This window comes from Streptomyces sp. NPDC050121, assembly GCF_044460385.1.
In the GTDB taxonomy this organism is placed as follows: Bacteria; Actinomycetota; Actinomycetes; order Streptomycetales; family Streptomycetaceae; genus Streptomyces; species Streptomyces soliscabiei.
In genome coordinates, this window is the sequence record NZ_JBITJV010000104.1 from 1 (window position 1) to 2,847 (window position 2,847).

3 protein-coding genes and 1 pseudogene are annotated in these 2,847 nt (G+C 72.0%); 2 read left to right on the forward strand and 2 right to left on the reverse strand.

Going from position 1 to position 2,847, the window contains the following annotated elements:
* The coding region (locus tag ACIBTS_RS49275; protein ID WP_399328531.1) for a dihydrolipoamide acetyltransferase family protein at positions 1-1,230 on the forward strand (1,230 nt) is incomplete at its 5' end.
* Between the two features lie 8 nt (positions 1,231-1,238).
* Here the strand turns inward: ACIBTS_RS49275 and ACIBTS_RS49280 are convergent.
* Positions 1,239-1,853 (reverse strand): TetR/AcrR family transcriptional regulator, encoded by a 615-nt coding sequence (locus tag ACIBTS_RS49280; RefSeq protein WP_399328533.1) that lies wholly within the window; start codon positions 1,851-1,853, stop codon positions 1,239-1,241.
* Positions 1,854-1,998: 145 nt separating this feature from the next.
* On the opposite strand from ACIBTS_RS49280, the gene ACIBTS_RS49285 reads away from it, so the two are divergent.
* The gene (locus ACIBTS_RS49285) at positions 1,999-2,643 is read left to right on the forward strand and encodes a TetR/AcrR family transcriptional regulator (protein ID WP_399328535.1); all 645 of its coding nucleotides are present in this window, start codon (positions 1,999-2,001) and stop codon (positions 2,641-2,643) included.
* Between the two features lie 6 nt (positions 2,644-2,649).
* Here the strand turns inward: ACIBTS_RS49285 and ACIBTS_RS49290 are convergent.
* Positions 2,650-2,847, reverse strand: a pseudogene (locus ACIBTS_RS49290) (short-chain dehydrogenase); the annotation flags it as partial.

A 2,847-nucleotide genomic window follows, 5' to 3' on the forward strand; every position in this document is an offset into this window, starting at 1 on the left:
CTGGCCACCGACAAGGTCGACGTGGACGTCGAGGCGGAGGCCGGGGGGCTGTTCCACCCGGTGGTCGCGGCCGGGGCCACCGTGCCGGCCGGGGCTCTCATCGGCTGGCTGCTGGCCGAGGGGGAGCAGCCACCGGAGGCGGCGGGTGCGCCGACTCCCGCCGGGTCCGGGACGGGTGCGGGTGTCATGTCCGCCGGCAACATGGTGCCCTCCGTCAACGGCACCGGCGGCCGGCTGCTGTCCTCGCCGAACGCGCGGCGGGTCGCCGCGGCAGCCGACGTCGACCTCACCGCCGTACGCGGCACCGGGCCGGCCGGCCGGATCGTCTCCGAGGATGTGGAGGAGTTCCTCGCGGCCCTCCCCGGCGACCTCGTCGCGCCGGTGCCGCCGGACGGCACCCCCTCCTCGCCGCTGGTCCGCAAGCTGGCGAAGGAGCGGGGCATCGATCTCTCCGAGGTGAACGGCACCGGTCCTGGCGGCCGGATCCGCAGGGCGGATCTGGATGGCGTCACTCCGGCACCCGAAGCCACCCCCGTTCGATCCAGTGAGGTCATCCCGCTCACCGGGATGCGCGGCACCATCGCCCGCAGGATGCACGCCAGCCTCCAGGAGATGGCACAGCTGACGCACGGCTACGAGGTGCGGATGGACGCCGTGGTGTCCCTGCGGGACCGGCTCAAGGAGGAGTGGGCCGACAGCGAACTGCCGGTCCCCAGCCTCAACGACTTCCTGCTGAAGGCCGCGGCCCTGGCCCTGCGCGAGCACCCCCTGCTCAACGCGACGGTGCGGGAGGACGGCGTCCATCTGCTCGACGGCATCCACCTGGGCTTCGCTGTGGCCGTCCCCGGCGGCCTCATGGTCCCCGTGATCGAGGACGCGGTGGCGCTGCCGCTGCCCGAGATCGCCCGCCGGTCGAGGGCTCTCGCCCAGGCCGCGCGCGAGGGGCGGATCTCCCCCGCACAGATGGAAGGGGCCACCTTCACGGTCACCTCGCTCGGCGGATACGGCGTCGACTTCTTCACCCCCGTGATCAACCCCGGCAACGTCGCGATCCTCGGCGTGGGCAGACTGAGGGACGGCGTCGAATGGGTGGACGACCGGCCGCTGCGGACACGGGTGCTCACCCTGAGCCTCACCTTCGACCACCGTGCCGTCGACGGGGCACCCGCCGCCGAATATCTGCGCACGGTCGGTGAGTCGCTGAGCAAGCCCCTCCGCCTGCTGGTGTGAGCCGAGGTCTATGAGGCCTGTGTCGTCGGGTCGGCGATCCGCTCCGCGAGCTCGCCGACCTCGCGGACGAAGGAGCGGTGCCCCAGCGAACGATAGACGTCGTCGCCCCGGACCTGCGAGATCGCCGCGGTCTCCAGCAGCGCCAGCAGGCCCAGGCCGATCACCGCCGCCTCGGCGTCGGAGACCGGCCTGCGGGCCTTGCGGATCAACCCCACCAGCTCGTCCAGCAATTCCGTACGGCTCTCCTGGCGCAGCGCCTCCGCGTCCTGGCTCATACCGGCCGACGACACGAAGAACACGGTGGCGGCGGACCGGTGCTCGCCCATCCAGGCCAGCAGCGTGGTGACCGCCGCTCCGAAGTCCGAGCCGGGCTCGTGGGCCTCCCTCATCGCCTGCAACTGCTCGCGCAGCGCGGCGGCGAACGCCCGCATGGCCTCCGCCAGGACCTGGTCCTTGGAGGAGAAGTGGTAGTACACCGCTGCCGACGTCATCTCCGCGCGAGCGGCGATGTCGGCCACCGTCACCTCGTCCGGCGGCTGCGTGGCGAACAACTCCGTGGCCGCCTCGATCACCCACTGCTTGCGCGAGGGACGGTGAGCCGCGCGGGTCCGGGAGGTCGTCATGGTGTCAAGTATGCCGGGCGCCGAGTGTCCCGGACTCCCATATACAGCAGGAATTACGCGGACGCACGGTTGGAGTTACTGGATACACTGGTCAGTACGCAGGGCCCACGGACGCGGGGGTTCACGGCAGCCGGCAGGGAGCACGATGGCCACCACGAAGAACGGCAAGCAGCCCGCCCACCGGCCCTCGCGGCGGCAGCACATCATCACTGCCGCCGTGCGGGTGTTCGGCCGCAACGGCTTCGCGGAGACCAGCATCCAGGACATCGCCGACGAGGCACAGGTGGTGCCCACCGCCGTCTACTACCACTTCGACGGCAAGGAAGAGCTGCTCGAACTCGCCATGCGCCGGGTCTTCGACCAGCTGAACGCGGTCGTGGAGGCGGCCCGGCCGGAGTCCGCGCCGGGTGACGCGGAGGGCCTGGTCCGCGTCATCGACGCCGTATGGGAGTGGGTGGAGCAGAACCCGGACGAAGCCCGGCTCTACCAGGTCCAGTTCGCCTCCGCCAACGGCAACGTCAAGGTGCTGCGGGACGAGTTCGAGCAGCGGCACATCCAGCGCGGCTACGACTATCTGCCCGAGGGCACCACCCGCAGCCCCCGCGCGGCGAAGGCCCGGCACGCGGCACAGGCGCTCGCGGTCCGCACGCTGATCAGTACGACCATGCTCGTCACGGCGCTGCGGGCGGAGGGAGGACCGCTGTCCCAACTGCCCTCACGGTCGGTCCTCGAGGCGGTCAGGGAGCTGGCGCTGCGCATCGTCGCCGCCGAACAGCAGCCGGCCACCTGAAGCCCTTCACCAGGGCAGTGGCCTGCGGTCGGCGAACAGCCCGCCCGTCGTCCCGTCGCCCTCGGGAAGGGTCGCCAGCCAGACCGGGGTGTCCGCACCCTCCGCCGGCCCGCGCGGAGCGGACGGCCCGCCCATGCCGCTGCGGGTCCAGCCGGGGTCGGCGGCGTTGACCAGCACGCCCGTGCCGGACAGTTCGGCCGCGAG

Coding starts and splice junctions, on each gene's coding strand:
- ACIBTS_RS49280 (WP_399328533.1), bottom strand. CDS start 1,853: ATGACGACCTCCCGGACCCGCGCGGCTCACCGTCCCTCGCGCAAGCAG.
- ACIBTS_RS49285 (WP_399328535.1), top strand. CDS start 1,999: ATGGCCACCACGAAGAACGGCAAGCAGCCCGCCCACCGGCCCTCGCGG.